This is a genomic window from Streptomyces sp. NPDC052687, from assembly GCF_040678395.1.
Classification (GTDB): Bacteria; Actinomycetota; Actinomycetes; order Streptomycetales; family Streptomycetaceae; genus Streptomyces.
In genome coordinates this window covers 209,058-227,066 of sequence record NZ_JBFATR010000002.1, presented here as the reverse complement: position 1 = coordinate 227,066, position 18,009 = coordinate 209,058, and the positions used below count along the sequence as shown (strand labels likewise).

13 protein-coding genes are annotated in these 18,009 nt (G+C 71.4%); 12 read left to right on the top strand and 1 reads right to left on the bottom strand.

Features of this window, described 5'->3' with window-relative positions; all coding sequences use genetic code 11:
- Window positions 1–64 precede the first annotated feature (64 nt).
- From AB0K92_RS03935 to AB0K92_RS03920, 4 genes are read left to right on the top strand one after another with little or no spacing between them, the layout of a single operon-like run.
- The gene (locus AB0K92_RS03935; RefSeq protein WP_365919115.1) at window positions 65–1,693 is read left to right on the top strand and encodes a TIGR02677 family protein; all 1,629 of its coding nucleotides are present in this window, start codon (window positions 65–67) and stop codon (window positions 1,691–1,693) included.
- Entirely contained in the window at window positions 1,690–3,015 is a 1,326-nt protein-coding gene (locus AB0K92_RS03930; RefSeq protein ID WP_365919113.1) for a TIGR02678 family protein, read from the top strand. The genes AB0K92_RS03935 and AB0K92_RS03930 overlap by 4 nt, the downstream gene beginning before the upstream one ends.
- The gene (locus AB0K92_RS03925) at window positions 3,012–7,250 is read left to right on the top strand and encodes a TIGR02680 family protein (RefSeq protein WP_365919111.1); all 4,239 of its coding nucleotides are present in this window, start codon (window positions 3,012–3,014) and stop codon (window positions 7,248–7,250) included. The genes AB0K92_RS03930 and AB0K92_RS03925 overlap by 4 nt, the downstream gene beginning before the upstream one ends.
- On the top strand, window positions 7,247–8,518 hold the full coding sequence (locus AB0K92_RS03920) for a TIGR02679 family protein (RefSeq protein ID WP_365919109.1): 1,272 nt from the start codon (window positions 7,247–7,249) through the stop codon (window positions 8,516–8,518). Before AB0K92_RS03925 ends, AB0K92_RS03920 begins: the two co-directional genes overlap by 4 nt.
- A 344-nt stretch (window positions 8,519–8,862) precedes the next feature.
- Here the strand turns inward: AB0K92_RS03920 and AB0K92_RS03915 are convergent, their stop codons facing one another.
- Complete coding sequence (locus AB0K92_RS03915) at window positions 8,863–9,225, bottom strand: hypothetical protein (protein WP_365919107.1); 363 nt, start codon at window positions 9,223–9,225, stop codon at window positions 8,863–8,865.
- A 169-nt stretch (window positions 9,226–9,394) separates the two neighbouring features.
- Here AB0K92_RS03915 and AB0K92_RS03910 point away from each other — a divergent pair, with 169 nt between their 5' ends.
- The 8 genes from AB0K92_RS03910 (at window position 9,395) to AB0K92_RS03875 (ending at window position 17,837) form a co-directional block, all read left to right on the top strand.
- Window positions 9,395–9,616: a hypothetical protein gene (locus AB0K92_RS03910; protein WP_166000865.1), complete on the top strand. Its 222-nt coding sequence runs from the start codon at window positions 9,395–9,397 to the stop codon at window positions 9,614–9,616.
- A gap of 76 nt (window positions 9,617–9,692) precedes the next feature.
- Entirely contained in the window at window positions 9,693–9,866 is a 174-nt protein-coding gene (locus AB0K92_RS03905) for a hypothetical protein (protein WP_365919105.1), read from the top strand.
- A 14-nt stretch (window positions 9,867–9,880) separates the two neighbouring features.
- Window positions 9,881–11,122, top strand: coding sequence for a transposase (locus AB0K92_RS03900; RefSeq protein WP_365919103.1), 1,242 nt, complete (start codon window positions 9,881–9,883; stop codon window positions 11,120–11,122).
- Window positions 11,123–11,361: 239 nt separating this feature from the next.
- The gene (locus tag AB0K92_RS03895) at window positions 11,362–12,615 is read left to right on the top strand and encodes an MFS transporter (protein ID WP_365919101.1); all 1,254 of its coding nucleotides are present in this window, start codon (window positions 11,362–11,364) and stop codon (window positions 12,613–12,615) included.
- Window positions 12,616–12,936: 321 nt separating this feature from the next.
- Window positions 12,937–14,145: a methionine adenosyltransferase gene (gene metK / locus AB0K92_RS03890; RefSeq protein WP_365919099.1), complete on the top strand. Its 1,209-nt coding sequence runs from the start codon at window positions 12,937–12,939 to the stop codon at window positions 14,143–14,145.
- Between the two features lie 306 nt (window positions 14,146–14,451).
- Window positions 14,452–14,871, top strand: coding sequence for a helix-turn-helix transcriptional regulator (locus AB0K92_RS03885; protein WP_365919097.1), 420 nt, complete (start codon window positions 14,452–14,454; stop codon window positions 14,869–14,871).
- Window positions 14,872–14,881: 10 nt separating this feature from the next.
- Entirely contained in the window at window positions 14,882–15,298 is a 417-nt protein-coding gene (locus AB0K92_RS03880; RefSeq protein ID WP_365919095.1) for a VOC family protein, read from the top strand.
- Window positions 15,299–15,446: 148 nt separating this feature from the next.
- Window positions 15,447–17,837, top strand: coding sequence for an excinuclease ABC subunit UvrA (locus AB0K92_RS03875; protein ID WP_365919093.1), 2,391 nt, complete (start codon window positions 15,447–15,449; stop codon window positions 17,835–17,837).
- The last annotated feature ends 172 nt before the right edge of the window (window positions 17,838–18,009 follow it).

The following is an 18,009-nucleotide window of genomic DNA, read 5'->3' as shown; positions in this document are numbered from 1 at the left end:
CGAGTCCGGATCATTTCCAGCAACGCACCGATGGCGATCGAATGCGCAGCGTAACCTCGCAGATATGAAGGGACCCGCACCCGGCGCAACGCCGACCACCGGCGACGACGAGGCGCGGAAGCGGCTGGACGCGTACACCTACCTCAGCGCGCCCGAGCGGCTGGAGTACCTGGCGATCATGCGGGTGTTCTGCGGGACCCTGCTGGCGGACTTGGCTGCACCGGATGTCCTGGCGAAGCTGCGCCAGGCCGGCGGCCCCGCCGCCGGGCTCGATGCCGACACCCTCACCGACCGACTGGAACGGCTGGTGAAATGGGGCAACCTGCTGCGCAGCAGCCACACGGTGAAGGCGTCCAGCATCAGCGAGTACCAGCGGTCCCGCGCGCGCTACCAATTGTCGAAGCTGGGCGAACGCATCCAGCGGGACGCCGACGGTGTCCTGGCCGAGGCGGACGCCGCCCGGGAGGTGAGCAACGAGCTGCTCGCCCTGGTCGAGCGCGGGCTCAGGGAGCTGGCCGAGCTCGTGACCGCGCCCGGTGGCATCGAACCGCAGGACGGGCTGGAGCGGGTCAGCACGCTGTTCGTGCAGTTCACCGAGTTCGCGGATTCCATCCGGGACTTCTACGCCTACCTCGGCCAGGTTCTGGCCCGGTACGACCTGGACAGCACCGAGTACCAGGGCTTCAAGGAGCTGCTCCTCGACTACGTCGAGGCGATCACTGACGACGTGGCGTTCCGCGCGCCCCGGATCTCGGCGGCACTGGAAAGGCTGTGGCCGCACATCCCGGATCTGCTCGCCCGGCTGGACGCCCACGCACAGGGGTTCACCGGCCTGTCACCGCAGAGCGACGGCCGCCTGGAGACACGGGTGCAGCGCAGCCGTGGGCGCGAGTTCGCGGACTGGGAGGGCCTGCGCGGCTGGTTCAGCGACACCGACGGGCAGGGCAGCCAGGTCGATCAACTTCGGGATGCCACCCTGCGCGCGTTGCAGTCGCTGCTCGCCAACGCCAAGCGGATGCTGCGGTCGGCCACCGGGGAGATGTCCCGGCGCAAGGACCTGCTGCGGCTGGCCCGGTGGTTCGAGGAAGCGGCGCCGCAGGACGCGCATGACATCGCCGTCGCCGCCTTCGGGCTGTACGGCGCCCGTCATCTGGGCATACCCCCGGCCACCGACGAGGTGGTGCCCGCCTCCACGAGCTGGTGGACCGGGCCGGTGGTCGAAGTGCCGGTGGCCCTGCGGCAAAGGGGCAGCCGCGCCCAGCGGGGCCGGACGTCCGCGGTGGAGGACCACTCCGCACAGAAGCGGCGGCTGCGGGAGGCAGCCCGTGAGCGATCCGGGGCCAGGGCAGCGGCGGCGGACGAACTGCGCAGCGTCTCGGACCGGTTCGCCGAGGTGCGCCTCACCTCTGCAGCGCTCGGTCTGCTTCTGGAGCTGCTGGCCACCGCACTCGGGAACGCGCAGCTGAGGCGTCGCGCCGGCACGGACGGGGCGGGCGCCACGCAATTCGACCTCGACCAGGCACACAGCGAGGACGCCGAGCTGGGCATCCGGCTCACCGTGCGACGCACGGCAGGCGCCCGGTGCGTCTTGCACTCGGTCGACGGCGACCTGCTGCTGGACGACCTGGAGCTGGACGTCGGCCGCACCTCCTCCGACGCGGCTGACGGCGATGCGGAGGTGAGCGTGTTATGACCCTCCCCTCGGCACACGACGTGGCCCTGGCCGCCGAACGCCGCAGCGCCGCCCGGCTGCTGCTCGGACATCCGCTGGTCACCTCGGACGGCCCGCACGCCGACCTCTTCCCGCTGATCCGCAGGCACGCCGACTGGCTGGGCAGACGGTTCCAGCAGGTGCTCGGCTACCGCCTGCTGGTCGACAGCTCCTATGCCCGGCTCTTCAAGGCGGGGCTGGGAGCAGGCGCGGGCCGCCGGCTGGAGCGCTCCACCGGCACCCCCTTCACTCCGCACACCTACGCCTGTCTCGCGCTGGCCCTGTCCGTGCTGGTGACCGCCCCCGAACAACTGCTGCTGTCACAGCTGGTCGCCGACATCAGGGCCGCCGCGGCCGACGCGGAGATCGAGCTGGAGGAGGCAGGTAGGGCGGCCGGAAAACGGACCTTGGTAGCGGCTCTGCGCCTGCTGGTCGGGTGGGGCGTCCTCATCGAGACCGAGGGCCATGTGGCCGCTCTCGCACAGGATGCGGGCGGAGAGGCTCTGATCACAGTGGACCGCGAGCTGGCCCGTGTCGTCGTCGCCGGCCCACTCGCCCAGGCCCGTGACGGCGCCGACCTGGTCCGGCGGGCAGCGGACCCGGGGTTCGGCGGACCTCGCACCTATGTGCGCCGGATGCTCGTCGAGACACCCGTCGTCTACCTGGACGAGCTGACCGACGCCGAACGCGACTGGTTGCGCACCCGGCAGCGCCGTGAAGCGCAGGCGTTCTCCGAACTGCTTGGCCTAGAGATGGAGATCCGCGCCGAGGGAGTGGCGCTGGTGGACCCCGAGCACGAGCTGACGGATCTGCACCTGCCCGGCACCGGGACGGTCGCACAGGCCGCACTGCTGCTGGTGGAACGGCTCGTGGAGCGCCTTCGAACGCAGGAACCCGGGCATCCGGCGACCGGAGGGACGCTCGTCATCGGCGTGGCTGTCCCCGACGGCCTCGTGGACGAGTTGCTGGCCGGACTGGTCGCCGAGTACGGACAGCGCGGCTACTGGCAGCGTGACTACCTGGAAGACATCCGCGCCCTGCGGGAGGCCGTACTGGACCTGCTGGCCCGCATGCGGCTGATGGCCGGGACCGGCCGACTGCGTGCCGAGGGCTATGGCCTGCCGGAGGGGTACGCCGACGAGGCACCGGAGGGGCGCACCGTGACCGATGTCCGCGGGGTACGTCCCGGCGGTGACGGCTGGGTGCTGCTGGCCGCGGCGGCGCGCTACGCCACCCACGTGACCGTGCGCCCGGCCACCGCAGCCGGCAAGGGCACTGATGTTCAAGAGGAGTTGCCGTTGTGACCACCGATGCGCGTGGCCTCGTCCCGCTGCCGCGTTCCGGCCCCACGACCACCGCCGGCACCCGCTTCCGGCTGCACCGGGCGGGCATCCAGAACGTGTGGCAGTACGACGAGCAGGTGTTCGCCTTCGGTGACGGACGGCTGCTCCTGCGTGGCAAGAACGGCGCGGGCAAGTCCAAGGCCCTGGAAATGCTGCTTCCGTACCTGCTGGACGGCGACTCACGGGCGCTGGACGCGACGGGCACCGGCCGGACCACTCTCGCCTGGCTGATGCTGGACGGGTTCGAGCAGACCAACCGTCTCGGCTACCTGTGGGTGGAGTTCCGGGGCATGGCCGAGGGCGGCCACCATCACCACCTCACCCTCGGCGCCGCCATCCGCGCCTCGAAGTCGACCCAGAAGGCGCTGCCGACGTTCTTCGTCACGCCGCTGCGCGTCGGTGAGGACCTGCACCTGGTCGAGAGCGGCAGGCCCCTACCGGTCGACCGGCTCAAGGAGATCGTCGGCTCCGACAACGTCACCGACCGCGCGGTCGTCCACCGCTTGCGGGTGGCCCGGGAACTGTTCGGCATCACCGACGCGACCCGCTACCGCAACCTCACCCAGCTCCTCCACCGGCTGCGGCGGCCCACCGTCGGGGACCGCATCGAGCACGGAGGACTCGCCTCCCTGCTGAGCGAGACCCTGCCGGGACTCGACGAGGACGTGGTCGAGAAGGTCGCGCGCAACCTCCACGACCTCGACGCCGTACGCGACGAACTCGGCCGCCTGGAGCGTACCGATACGGCGCTGCGTACCTTCCTCATCAGTTACCGCGGATACCTGTCCGGAGTCCTGCGCACCTGCGCGCAGGCGGTGAGCGGGGAGCTGGAGGTCCTCGCGCAGCGACGCCGGGCGGCCGGAGACGCCGCACAGCGGACCAGCGAGCTGAGGACGCAGGAGGAGGAGGCGGAAGCCCGGCTGGAGACCCTGCGCGACGAGGAAGAAGCCGCCCGGACCGACCTCGCCGCCCTGCACGCCAGCCACGCCTACCGCAGCCTGCGCGAACTGTCGGAACGCCGCACCACGGTCGAGGCGCTGCACACCGCCGCAGTGGCCGCCTTCACCGCCCTCAGCAACGCACACAGCGCAGAGGACGGCGCGGCTGAGCGGCTGGCCGACGGTGCCGAACACCTCGGCGGCCGACTCGCCGAACTGAGCACCGAACGCAAGGAACTGCTGACGCAGGCGGAGAAGGCCGGGCTTCCCACCGGCCATCTCGGCGAGGCAGTCGCCCTGCCCCGCACGGTCTGCTCCCAGGCCGGCGAGACGGAGCTGACCGCTCCGGACGGGGAGACGCACATGGTGCAGCACCGGTCGGTCGTCCGTGTGGACACGGCGGCGGTGCAGGACGGACTGCTGTCGTGGCAGAGGCAGTTGGAGAACGCCGAGACGGTCGTGAAGAACCGGACCCGGATGGTCCAGGAGGTGACGCGCCTCACAGCGCAGGCCGAGAAGGCCCGGAGCCGGGCGGAGCAGGCCGACACCGAGCGGGAACGGCTGGAGAGCGAGGCGGAAGAGGCCGCCGGCCGTCTCGACGCCGGCCGCGAGAAGGTCGCCGAGGAGAGCAATGCCTATGCCCGCCGGGTCGCCGAGTGGGTCACCCGCACGCGGGCCGCCGTCGGGTCCGGCTGCCCGCCGCTGGACGCCGTCCACGCAGTGGTCACCTGCGAGAGCTCCGCCGATGCCCCGTTCGCGGACCGGACGCTCCCGCCCGACATCGACGGCCAGGCGTGGCAGGCCGCCCATGCGGCACTGGAGCCGTACGGCGAGGAACTCACCGGACGCCGCGACGCCCTCGCCCTCACTGTCGGCCGGCTCGACGAGGAACTCGGTCGTCTGGCGAGTCAGAAGCGTGACTGGGAGCGACGTACTGATCCCGAGCCGCCGGTCCCCTACCACCGCGTTGCCGAAAGGACACCGGGCACCGGGGCGCCCTTCTACCGGCTGGTGGACTTCGTGGATGGGCTGAGCCCGGCGTACCGGGCCGGTCTGGAAGCAGCGCTGGAAGCCGGCGGAATCCTGGACGCGTGGGTCGGCTCGGACGGCGCCCTTGTCAAGCCCGGCACCCGTGACACTCTGCTGCGTCCCGGTTCCGCGGCGCCGGACGGGCCGACCCTCGCCTCGGCCCTGCGCCCGGCACCACAACCGGGGTGGGGGGTCACGTCCGAGCAGGTGGAGCACCTGCTGACCGCCATCGCGCTCGCACCGGCCGGGGAAACGACCGCACATGACGCGGTGCACTATGACGGAACCTGGCGTCTGGGCATCCTCAGCGGCCGGCACCACAAGAGCGACGCCGAGTACGTGGGAGCCGCCGTACGCGCCGAGACCCGGCGGCGCATCCTGGCTGAGCTGGAGGAGCAGTTCACGCAGACGGAGCAGCGGCTGACCCACGCCCGTCACGAACTCACCGAGGCCGACGCCCGGCGCCGGGCTATCAGGTTCGCGGAACAGGACTTCCCCCGGGCACGCGGTCTCGCCGACGCCTGGAGCAGAGCCGAGTCGGACGAGAGGACGCTGCGTGACCTGACCGCCAAGGCCACCAGCGCGGCGCGGCTGGCCGAGGAGGCCCGCGCCCTCGCCGTAGCCGTACGCACAGAGGCGGACGCCACCGCCACCGCTTATGACCTGCGCAGCGACCCCGCCGAGCTGGAACGCGTACGCACCGCGCTGGCCGCCCTCCTCACCGGCATCGGGCATCTTCGCCGAGCGATCGGCGGCACGGGCGAGCGGCTCGGCGCCCATCACGCCGATGCCGAGCGGTACGAACGCGCCCGTGCAGAGCGCCTGGCCGCGGAGGAGAACTACCGGCTCCGCCTCACCGGGCTGCGTACCGCACAACAGGACCTGCGCACCCGTGAGGAGGCCATCGGGGCGACCGAAGAAGAGATCCTCGCCCGCGAGCAGGAAACCAGACAGCGCATCACGCACGCCGCCCAGGCCGTCCCGGCAGCACAACGTATCCGGAACGACCTGCACGACCGGCGCGTGCGCGCCGAAGTGGAGGAGAAACGCCTGCGCGAGGACCTGACCGCCCAGGAGACGGCGGTCATCGCAACCGGCGGCACCCTTCGCGGCGCCCTCGGCCGGCCGGAGGTGGTGCACGGCGCCGGGCTGGACCGGTCCGCACTGCCCGAGGACACAGCGGATGATCCCGGCTCGAACGTCCGCAGCAGGCTGCGCGCGCTGCAGACACTGGCCGACGCGGTACAGCAGGCCCTCGGCCGCCCGAAGGCCGAGGTGTCGGACAACACCCTGCTCAACCGGCACACCGACCTGCGCGACCAGCTGGCCGGCGGTTACGACGCGCAACTGGACGAACGCGACGGAATCAAGGTATGCCGCCTGATCGACGACCACGGTTCCCACGATGTCGCGTCCGTGGGCGAGCGGATCGCCGTCCAGGCGGCAGAGGCCCGGGGACGGCTCACCGAGCGCGAACGCGAGGTGTTCCAGCGGTTCCTGACCGGCGAGCTGGGCGACCATCTCTCGGCCCAGGTCATCACCGCGGCGAACCTGGTCGCGGCACTCAACGACACCCTGCGCACCGTACGCACCTCCCACGGTCTCGGCGTGGAACTGCTGTGGAAGCTGGACGAGGACGTCGACGCGGACGTGCGGGCGGCCGTGGAGCTGCTGCGCAGTCCGTCGAGCCTGCGCACGCGTGAACAGACCGAGCAGCTCCGCGAGGTGCTGCAACGCCGGATCGAGGATGCCCGACGGGCCGATCCCTCGGCTGGTTACGCCGCTCACCTGCGGACCGCTCTCGACTACCGCGACTGGTTCCGCTTCCACACCTTCGTGGTCGAGGACGCCGCTCCGGGACGGCGGCGGAAACTGACCGGCCGCACCGGGCTCAGCCAGGGCGAGCAGCGAGTGCTCTCCTACCTCGTGCTCTTCGCCGCAGCCGCCGCCCACTTCACCAGCCTCGCCGAGTCGGCACCCCACTCCCCGCGGCTGATCCTCCTGGACGACGCCTTCGCCAAGGTCGACGAACCCACCCATGGGAGGCTGGGACGCATCCTCGTCGATCTCGATCTCGACTTCGTCCTCACCAGCGAACGGCTCATGGGCAACTGGCCGGAGGTGCCGTCCCTCCACATCTACGAGTGCCTCCGCGATCCCCATGTGCGCGGGGTGGCCACCCTGCACTACACCTGGAACGGCCGGCACCGGCGTCTGGTGTCCGTATGAGCAAGCTGCCCGCGGCGACACGGGACTGGCTGGCCGGTCCCGGGCTGACCAGGCTCTGGGAAGCGGTACGCAAGCGCCTGGAAAGCAACGGCGTGCAGGCCACCGGTTCCCTCCGGCTGACCTCGGTGAGCGCCCAGGAACGCAACGACCTGTCGCTCCTGCTGGGCAAACCCGTCACAGGTGCTGCCGTAACTGTGCGCCTCGACGCCCTAGAAACACGGCTACGCGCCTCGGCGGCCGGACTCGGTCTCAGAGAGGTGCTGGAGGAACTGGGCCCTCCGCTCACCGATCGCCGTGCCGTCCGCGCGGGTATCGCGGCACGGCGCGAGCACGTCTGGTCGTCGCTCGCCTCGGCGCTGGACGCCTCTCCGCTCGCCGGACAGGACTGGACCGGGCAGTGGTACGACCTGCTGCGCCGCACTAGCGTACCGAGAGGAGTGACATCCGAAACGGCGGTACGCACGCTTCAGCAAGCAGTGCAGGTCCTCACCGTACTGCTCGGCCCGGAACGGGGTGGCACCCGAGGCCGAGGAGAACTCGCCGCCCTGGCGACCGGGTCCGCACACGGCCTGGACGACGGCACCTGGCTCGCACGTCTCGTCCAACGCGGCATCGCCCTCGCCCACGGCACCGAGTTCCCCGGCGACGCGGCCGGCCGACGCGCACTGTGGCGTCTGGTTTCCGTCACACCGGACGAGATCTCCAGCACCGTGCTGACGTACGGGCTGCGCCCTGTCGGCGGAGGCTGGCGGGAGCAGGCCCTGAGGCAGCGAGCCGACCATCACGCCGAAGCCCACCTCACCTCACGGGACCTGCACGACCTGCAGCTGCAACTACCTGCCGGAACAGTGATCTACATCTGTGAGAACCCGCGCGTGGTGGAGGCTGCGGCAGACGCTGCCTGCGTCCATGCCCTGGTGTGCACCTCCGGCAGCGCCGCCACGGTGGTCCTCACCCTCCTCGACGCCCTCGCCGCCACCGGCTGCCGCTTCGCGTACCACGGCGATTTCGACTGGCCGGGCATCGCCCTGGCGAACCGGATCATCCGCCGTTATGGAGCCCAGCCATGGCGCATGGGCGCCGAGGACTACGAGCAGCTGGCCGCTCGCAGCCAGGCCGGGGGAATCCCTCAGCTGCCGCTCGACGGCCGGCCCGTCAGCGCGGTCTGGGATCCGGGTCTCGCCCCAGCCATGACCGCCCTCGGGGTCGCGCTCCATGAGGAGGTCACCCTCGACCTTCTGGTGGACGACCTGTCGGGTCAAGCGTAGGAACGCCTCGGAACACCCGGCAGGTGCTCAGGGGGAGCCCCGATGCTGGGAGCCATCGGGGAGCCGACTCGCTCCCCGAGCCCCTTCCAGGCCCCGCGACACCAACCGAGCCCACCCATCTGACCTGCGGAAACGCCATCGAAGCCGGCAGGCGCACCAACCGGACCTCATTCGGGACGAAGAGGTCGTGGGTTCAAATCCCGCCACCCCGACGCTGGTCAGAGGGTCTGGTGTGCAAGTGACGCCAGGCCCTTTGTCGTGCTCGGGGGTCAAAGGCTCCTGACCGGCCCTCCAGGCCGAGCTGATGAGCGCTCGGATTGCTCACGCGGGTGTCGAGGGCGAGGTCATGCCTCTCGGTGCTGGGCGAACACCTGTTGCTGCTCGTCACGCCAGGTCAAGTCGGCCGGCCGGGAGAAGGGCAGGCTTCGAGCGAGGGTGGAGAACTGCTCGGACGGTTCCCGGCTCGCCTTGTTCACCACGATCGCCGAGAGCATCGGTGCTCGTCCGTCCTCGTTGCGGTAGAGGCAGACGTCCTTGAGCAGATAGGTCATGACTCCCCGGTGAGGCGGGATGGAGTCGAAGCCCCGTTCCGCCAACTCGGCGCTCAGCTCGCCGTACGTCATGGTCTGTCCCTGTCGGGCCCGCTCCCGCAGGATTTCCACGGCCGCTTCGACCGCTGCCGGGTACTCCGGATCCTTGGTCCTCATGGCCCCTCCCCCACCGCGTGGACACTGCCCAGCCTGGCCATCGTAGCGGCCTGGTACCGGCCCGGTGCTGCTGCGAGTGGTGCGGCTCACCGGCCTGGGTGGAGCTGCGTGCGGGTGGGCTGTGTGGATCGCCACAGCGGGGGTGGGGGGTCTGGGCGCATACTGAGGCATGACAAAGCCTGCGGCGCCCAAGCGTCACTTGCCCACCAGCCCGTTCAAGGCCCCGGCCGTACCGACTCCCAAGCAGTTCGCCCTGGGCGACCAGGTCACGCATGACGTGTACGGCCTCGGCCGGGTGGTCGGCATGGAGGACGGGATCGCGGCGCTCGTGGATTTCGGCTCGGCGCGGATGCGGATCCTGAGCCCGTACACGAAGATGATCAAGCTGTAGGACCGTCGTGTCCGGTCATGGCACGCCAGGTCTCCTTCGGGGACCTGTAACGAAAGGCAGATTTCTCATCGACTCGATGTCTTTGTTCTCCGCTCCGGAGGGGCAGCCCCGCCGCTCCGCGGTGGTGTCGCCTCCTCCGGCGACCAACCCGTTCCAGGCTCCGGACTTCGGAGAGGACGAGATCTTCCCGTCCGAGGACGAGCGCGTGCCCGCTCCGGGTGCGAGTGCGGTGCGGCCCGACGCCGCCTGAGGGGTGGAAACGGCGTGTGGGAGGGGCCGGCCCGGGAGCTGGCCGCCGTGCTGTTCGCCTCCTTCCCGCGGCGCGACCAGCGGCAGAAGGGCGAGCGGTATCTGCGGGGGCTGCTGAGCACCGAGGGGCGTAAGTCCATTCGGAACATCGCCGCGCACGTGGGCGGGCCGGCCGCCGAGCAGAGTCTGCACCACTTCATCAGCAGTTCCACGTGGGACTGGATGCCCGTCCGGCAGGCTCTGGCCGCGTATCTGGAGCAGGCCGTGGCGCCTCGGGCGTGGGTGGTGCGGACGATGCCGATCCTCAAGGCCGGGCAGCACTCCGTCGGAGTCGACCAGGTGTTTGATCCTTGCCTGGGGCAGGCCTTCCGCGGTCAGCACGCCTTCGGCGTCTGGCATGCGTCCGAGCACTTCAGTGCCCCGCTGCACTGGCGGCTGCATCTGCCGCACACCTGGGTGCAGGACGACAACCGGCGCCGTCGGGCCGAGGTGCCCGACGGGATCGGGGAGGAGACGGAGGAGGAGTGCGCCTCCGCCGCCGTCCTGGAGGCCATGACCTCCTGGCGGGTTCCCGTGCGGCCCGTGGTGCTCAACGTTCATTCCGTCCGGCCCACCGTCACCGTCCGGCGGTTCAGTGAGGCGGGCGTGCCCGTCATCCTGCGGGTCGGGGGAAGCGCACGGCTGACCGTCCGTGATCCCGCTCTGCCCGGTCATGGTGCGGGGGCGCTGGGCGCCGAGCGGATTCTGACCGCCGTGCGGGGGCTGGGGCGGGCCGTCGAGTGGGTTGATCCGGAGGGGATGGCGAAGGCCGGCGGGACCGAGGGGGCTGACGGGGCGGAGGGGGCTTCGTGGTCGCGGCGGGTCTCGGTGGCCGCGAGCGTGCGGGTCGGTGCGGTCGGTGCGGTCGGGTCGGTCGCGCGGATGAGTGCGGTCGCGCCGGTCGGTGCCGGTTCCGGTGAGCTGGTGCTGCTCGGTGAGTGGGAGGCCGGGGGGCGCGTGCCGTCCGCCATGTGGCTCACCAACATGGCCTCCGTACCGGCGAGCGCCCTGCTGCGGATGACCAAGCTGGCCCTGCGGGCCCGCCGCGACCTCGCCGAGATCGGCGAGCGCGTCGGGCTCAAGGACTTCGAGGGGCGGTCCTTCCGTGGCTGGCACCGCCATGTCACCTTGGCCTCCGCCGCCCACGCCGTCCTCGCCCTCGCCGGCATCCAGGGCGACGGTCACGACCGGACCCGGGCTCGTGTCCTGCCCGCGTGAGTTCGCCGGATCTTCGGGCAGGGCAGGCCGCCGGCCCTTTGCCGCGCCGGGCGACCTGACATAGTTCCCCGCCGTCCGTGGCAGGCCCCGCGCCCCGTGCGCAGACTCGGGCCCTGTGACGCCCGCAGCGGCGTTCCCCCGGAGGGCGAAGCGGCAACTGCGCCTACGCCGCGATCAGTTGGGCTCTCCCCTCTTCCTCCCCCTCTCCCTCCCGCAGCCCTTGAGCGGAAAGGAAAGCCGTGACACAGGCACACAGCACGCGGCACGGTCGTGCCCCGTCCAGCGCGGTCGTCGCGTGGTCGGCGTTCGCGACCATGTTCGTCATCGGAACCGACACCTTCCTCGTCGCTCCCCTGCTGCCCACGCTGGCCGAGGAGTTCGACGTGCCGGCCGGTGTCTCCGGGTGGATGGTGAGCGCCTACGCCCTGGGCTTCGCGGTGTTCGCGCTGGTGGCCGGGCCGTTGTCGGACGGACGGGACCGGCGGGGCGTGCTGCTCCTCGGGTTCGCCGGGTTCACGGTGGCCACGGCGCTCTGTGCCGCGGCGCAGGGGCTGTGGTCGATGATCCTGTTCCGGTTCCTGGCGGGCGTGTGCGCCGCGCTCGTCACCCCGCAGATCTGGGCGTCCATCCCGGTCCTGGTGGCGCCGGACTCGATCGTGCGGACGATGGGCATCGCCGGTGCGGGCATGTCGATCTCGCAGGTCGTCGGCGTCCCGGTCGGCGGCTGGCTGGCGGCGGTCTCCTGGCACGTGCCGTTCCTCGTGGTGGCGGGGCTGTCCGGGATCGCCTGGCTGCTGCTGTTCCGGGTCTTCCCGTCGGTGCCGTCCGCCCGGGCGGCGGGCGAGAACACCGGGATCCTCGGGACGTACGCCAAGCTGTTCCGGTCGGCGACCTTCACCTGGTACCTGCTGGGCTACCTCGTCTACCAGACCGGTGTGTTCGAGACGTTCTCCTTCATCGGCTCCTGGCTGCACCGGGACTTCGGCCTGGGCGTCGGCGCGGTCGGCGCCTCGATGACGGCCCTGGGCGCGGGCATGGCGACCACGTCGCTCTTCGGCAGCCGGCTGATCCGCCGGATCGGTGAACACCGCACGCTGCGGCTGGTGTTCGTGGTGCTGGTGGTGGTGTACGCCGGGGTGCCGTTCGCGCCGGGTCTGGGTCTCGCGCTCGCCGGGCTGGCCCTCGGGTCCGCGATGCTCGGGCTCGCCTACCCGGTCTTCATGAACATGCTGCTGTCGCAGACGACTGCCTCGCGCGGCACGGTGTCGTCGCTGTCGACGACCGCGCTGTACGCGGGTACGACGATCGGCGGCTTGGTCGGCGGTGTGCTGCTGACCGAGTTCGACGGCTTCAAGGGGGTCGCGGGGTTCACCGTCCTGGCGCTCCTCGTCGCCGCGGCGATCTTCGCGGCGGCCGGGGCCTTCCGGGCGCCCGAGCCGGTGGTGGCGGCCGGCCGGGAGTCCTCGGCCGAGGCGGATACGACGGCGGTCTGAGCCTGCCGCCGTCGTCCGCCGTCGTCCGCCGTCGTCCGCCGTCCGTACCCCCTACTCACCGGTCGGGTCCGTGACCGTCGTGGTCCCTGCGGGCCGCGTGGCTTTCCGGCGAACGGAAGGATCCGCCCCGCGTCGCCGCGTCCATGGCAGAGTCTGCCCCGTCGCCTGCGGGAGCGGGGCTCAACCCGTCGGCCAGTAGGGCGAGTTGTCGCTCCCGGGCTGCTCGCGATGGACCGGAACGTCCGCCGCCCCCTCCTCCGCCCAAGCCGCCCCCAGCCCCGCGTCCGCCCCCGCCCCCGCCCCCGCCCGCCAAGGAGTGCCATGTCGCGTCGCCTGTTCACCTCGGCGTCCGTGACCGAGGGTCACCCCGACAAGATCGCCGACCGGATCAGCGACACGATCCTCGACGCGTTGCTGCGCGAGGACCCGGCCTCCCGGGTCGCCGTCGAGACGCTGATCACCACCGGTCAGGTCCACGTGGCCGGTGAGGTCACGACCAAGGCGTACGCCCCGATCGCCCAGCTGGTCCGGGACACCGTGCTGGAGATCGGCTACGACTCCTCGAAGAAGGGCTTCGACGGCGCCTCCTGCGGGGTGTCCGTGTCGATCGGCTCGCAGTCCCCGGACATCGCGCAGGGCGTCGACACGGCGTACGAGACCCGCGTCGAGGGCGACGAGGACGAGCTGGACCGGCAGGGCGCCGGCGACCAGGGCCTGATGTTCGGCTACGCGACGGACGAGACGCCGACGCTCATGCCGCTCCCGGTCTTCCTGGCCCACCGGCTGTCGAAGCGGCTGACGGACGTGCGCAGGAACGGCACGATCCCCTACCTGCGCCCGGACGGGAAGACCCAGGTCACCATCGAGTACGACGGCGACAAGGCCGTCCGCCTCGACACAGTCGTCGTCTCGTCCCAGCACGCGTCCGACATCGATCTCGACTCGCTGCTGGCGCCCGACATCCGGGAGTTCGTGGTCGAGCCGGAGCTGAAGGCGCTGCTGGACGAGGGCATCAAGCTCGACACCGAGAACCACCGTCTGCTGGTGAATCCGACCGGCCGCTTCGAGATCGGCGGTCCGATGGGCGACGCGGGGCTGACCGGCCGCAAGATCATCGTGGACACCTACGGCGGCATGGCCCGTCACGGTGGCGGCGCGTTCTCCGGCAAGGACCCGTCCAAGGTGGACCGCTCGGCGGCGTACGCGATGCGCTGGGTCGCCAAGAACGTGGTCGCCGCGGGTCTCGCCGCCCGCTGCGAGGTGCAGGTGGCGTACGCGATCGGCAAGGCGGAGCCCGTCGGGCTGTTCGTCGAGACCTTCGGCACCGCCCTCCACCCCGAGGAGGCGATCCAGCGGGCCGTCACCGAGGTCTTCGACCTGCGCCCGGCCGCCATCATCCGCGACCTCGACCTGCTGCGCCCGATCTACGCCCAGACCGCCGCCTACGGTCACTTCGGGCGGGAGCTGCCCGACTTCACCTGGGAGCGCACCGACCGCGTCGACGCGCTGCGGCGTCACGTGAGCGGATGACGGGCCCGCCCCTTCGCCCGTCGCCCGCCCCTTCGCCCGCCCTCTCGCCGTACGTGCCTCCCCTTCGCTCCACGCGGACGCCCCGCATCCGGACCCGCTACGGTGTGGGGCGTGAACGGGGGAGCGATACGAACGGTGCCGTGCTCGTGGTGCGGCACGCCGGTGCCGCAGCGACGGCGGTGGCGCACCCGGCGGTATTGCAGCACCGCGCATCGGCGCAGGAACCGGATCGTCGAGGCCATCGGGAACTTCCTCGACTCCATCAGTCCCTGAGTCCCGGGTCGCGGGGCGTGCCATCCTGGTGCCGTGACGCTCTCGGATCTGGTGCTGCTGCGGCGGGCTCGTGACCGGATGGACCGTGACTACGCGCAGCCGCTGGACGTGCCGGCGCTGGCGCGGGAGGCGCACATGTCGGCCGGGCACTTCTCGCGCAGCTTCCGCGCCGCGTTCGGGGAGACGCCGTACAGCTATCTGATGACCCGTCGGATCGAGCGGGCCAAGGCGCTGCTGCGGCGCGGGGACCTGTCGGTGACCGAGGTGTGCTTCGCGGTGGGGTGTACGTCGCTGGGGTCGTTCAGTTCCCGCTTCACGGAGCTGGTGGGGATGAGTCCGAGCGCCTACCGGGCCCTGGATCACCGGGAGGGCGCGAACGTCCCGGCGTGCGTCGCCAAGGTGCTGACCAGACCGGTCAGGAACGGAGAAGCGAAGGGCGCGGCCCGGTCGTAGCGTGTCCGGCATGGACATCACGCTGTCGCAGTGCTTCATCGCCGTGGACGACCACGACAAGGCGCTCGCCTTCTACCGGGACACGCTCGGGCTGGAGGTCCGGCGCGACGTCTCCTTCGAGGGGATGCGGTGGGTGACCGTCGGCTCGCCCGCGCAGCCCGGTGTGGAGATCGTGCTAGAGCCGCCGGTCGCCGACCCGAACGCCTCCGAGGCGGACCGGCGGGCCATGGCGGAGCTGCTCGCCAAGGGCCTGCTGCGCGGGGTGATCTTCTCGACCGACGACTGCGACGCCCTCTTCGAGCGGGTCCGGGCCTCGGGCGCCGAGGTGTTGCAGGAGCCGGTCGACCAGCCGTGGGGGGTGCGCGACTGCGCCTTCCGTGACCCCGCGGGCAACATGCTGCGCTTCGCCCAGCGCCGGAACGGCTGACTCCGCCCGAGGCCGGGTTACGGTCCTGCGGAGCCGGCCGAGCCCGCTCCCGCTGCCGCCCCCAGGGCACCGCCCGCACCGCCGGCCCCGCCCATGCCGGCACCCGCACCGCCCGCACCGCCGTACGGCACGAATCATGGAGGCCACGATGACCAGAGCCACCGGCACGGACGCGCGCCCGTCCGCCCCGCACGTCGCCGACAGCCACGATCTGATCCGCGTGGTCGGCGCCCGCGAGAACAACTTGAAGGACGTCAGCGTCGAGATACCCAAGCGCCGGCTGACGGTGTTCACCGGGGTGTCCGGCTCGGGCAAGAGCTCGCTGGTGTTCGACACCATCGCCGCGGAGTCGCAGCGGCTGATCAACGAGACGTACAGCGCCTTCGTGCAGGGCTTCATGCCGACGACGGCGCGGCCCGAGGTGGACGTGCTGGACGGGCTGACCACCGTGATCAGCGTGGACCAGCAGCGGATGGGCGCCGACCCGCGCTCCACGGTCGGCACCGCCACCGACGCCAACGCGATGCTGCGGATCCTGTTCAGCCGGCTCGGCGACCCGCACATCGGGCCGCCCAGCGCGTACTCGTTCAACACGGCCTCGGTGCGGGCGAGCGGCGCGATCACCGTGCAGCGCGGGGCGAAGACGAAGGCGGAGAAGGCGACGTTCGAGCGCACCGGCGGAATGTGCCAGCGCTGCGAGGGGCGCGGCTCGGTCACCGACTTCGACCTCACCCAGCTGTACGACGACAGCAAGTCGCTGAACGAGGGCGCGCTGACGATCCCCGGCTACACCGTCGACGGCTGGTACGGGCGGATCTTCAGCGGCTGCGGCTTCTTCGACCCGGACAAGCCGATCCGGAAGTTCACCGAGCGGGAACTGCACGACCTGCTCCACAAGGAGCCGACGAAGATCAAGGTGGAGGGCATCAACCTCACCTACGAGGGCCTGATCCCGAAGATCCAGAAGTCGTTCCTGGCGAAGGACAAGGAGGCGATGCAGCCGCACATCCGGGCGTTCGTGGAGCGGGCGGTCACCTTCACCACCTGTCCCGAGTGCGACGGGACGCGGCTGAGCGAGGGGGCCCGGTCGTCGAAGATCAAGGGCGTCTCCATCGCGGACGCCTGCGCGATGGAGATCCGCGACCTGGCCGCGTGGGTGCGGGAGCTTGACGAGCCGTCGGTGGCGCCGCTGCTCACCGCGCTCCAGCAGACCCTCGACTCGTTCGTGGAGATCGGGCTGGGCTATCTGTCGCTGGAGCGGCCCGCGGGCACGCTGTCGGGCGGTGAGGCGCAGCGCGTGAAGATGATCCGCCACCTCGGGTCCTCGCTCACCGATGTCACGTACGTCTTCGACGAGCCGACCACCGGTCTGCACCCGCACGACATCCAGCGGATGAACGAACTGCTGCTGCGGCTGCGGGACAAGGGCAACACGGTGCTGGTCGTGGAGCACAAGCCGGAGGTCATCGCGATCGCCGACCACGTCGTGGACCTGGGTCCCGGCGCCGGCACGGCGGGCGGCACGGTGTGCTTCGAGGGCAGCGTCGAGGGGCTGCGGGCGAGCGACACCGTGACCGGGCGGCACCTGGACGACCGGGCGGCGCTGAAGGAGTCGGTGCGCCGGCCGACCGGGACGCTGGAGATCCGCGGGGCGCGGACGAACAACCTCCAGGGCGTGGACGTCGACGTCCCGCTCGGGGTGCTGGTGGCGGTGACCGGGGTCGCCGGGTCCGGCAAGAGTTCGCTGCTGCACGGGTCGCTCCCGGCGGACGCGGGCGTGGTGTCGGTGGACCAGGCGCCCATCCGCGGCTCGCGGCGCAGCAACCCGGCGACGTACACCGGGCTGCTCGACCCGATCCGCAAGGCCTTCGCCAAGGCCAACGGGGTGAAGCCGGCGCTGTTCAGCGCCAACTCCGAGGGCGCCTGCCCGTCCTGCAACGGCGCCGGGGTCGTCTACACCGACCTGGCGATGATGGCCGGGGTCGCCACCACCTGCGAGGACTGCGAGGGGCGGCGGTTCGAGGCGTCGGTGCTGGAGTACCGGTTCGGCGGGCGGGACATCAGCGAGGTGCTGGCGATGCCGGTGACCGAGGCCGCGGAGTTCTTCGCCGCCGGTGAGGCGCGCACTCCGGCCGCGCACAAAATCCTCACGCGGCTCGTCGACGTCGGCCTCGGCTACCTCACGCTCGGCCAGCCGCTCACCACCCTCTCCGGCGGCGAGCGCCAGCGGCTGAAGCTGGCCACGCACATGGCCGAGAAGGGCGGGATCTACGTCCTCGACGAGCCGACCACGGGTCTGCACCTGGCCGACGTCGAGCAGCTCCTCGGTCTGCTGGACCGGTTGGTCGACTCCGGCAAGTCGGTCATCGTGATCGAGCACCACCAGGCCGTGATGGCCCACGCCGACTGGATCATCGACCTGGGCCCCGGCGCCGGCCACGACGGCGGCCGCGTCGTCTTCGAGGGCACCCCGGCCGACCTGGTCGCCGACCGCTCCACCCTCACGGGCGAGCACCTGGCGGCGTACGTGGGCGCGTGAGGAGTCCCTGCGGGAGCGGGGGCCGGGCGCGGGGGGCTGTGGTTGACGGGGTTGGCGGCCGGCCCTGGTCGGCGCACGGAGGTCCGGGGCGGGGTGCCCCGCGGGCTCGGCGCGTGGGGGTCCGTGGCCGGGGTCCGTGGGCGCGGCGCCGCCCGGACGGTCACCCCTCCCC